General features: G+C 52.0%; 1 protein-coding gene. It reads left to right on the top strand.

Features of this window, described 5'->3' with window-relative positions; translation table 11 throughout:
* Positions 1 to 131: 131 nt before the first annotated feature.
* Positions 132 to 257, top strand: a complete 126-nt coding sequence (locus tag KVT27_RS27150; RefSeq protein WP_256449047.1) for a hypothetical protein — start codon at positions 132 to 134, stop codon at positions 255 to 257.
* Positions 258 to 275: the final 18 nt, after the last annotated feature.

The following is a 275-nucleotide window of genomic DNA, read 5'->3' as shown; positions in this document are numbered from 1 at the left end:
ATGACAGCGCCGTAAGCCAGAATGCCTCTATGCATCCACCGTGCCCTCGAACCGAAAATAATCGCCGCCGCAATAGCCCCAGCCCCTGAGCAGGTAATCCCAATCCCGTACATGAGCGGATCGAGCCCAAGGTGCACCTTGAACAGCCAAGGGACGAGAATAACAATAATGCCGTTATAACAAATATTAATGAAGCAGAAGGCGAGAATTGTGATCCAGAGCCAGGGCTGGCCTCTGAGTATCGTTATGCCTTCTAAGAGCTCACGCTTCCACGA

Source organism: Lysinibacillus sp. GbtcB16 (assembly GCF_019091145.1).
GTDB classification, from domain to species: Bacteria; Bacillota; Bacilli; order Bacillales_A; family Planococcaceae; genus Lysinibacillus; species Lysinibacillus fusiformis.
The sequence above is the reverse complement of the archived record's forward strand: the minus strand, read 5'-3'. Positions and strand labels throughout refer to the sequence as shown.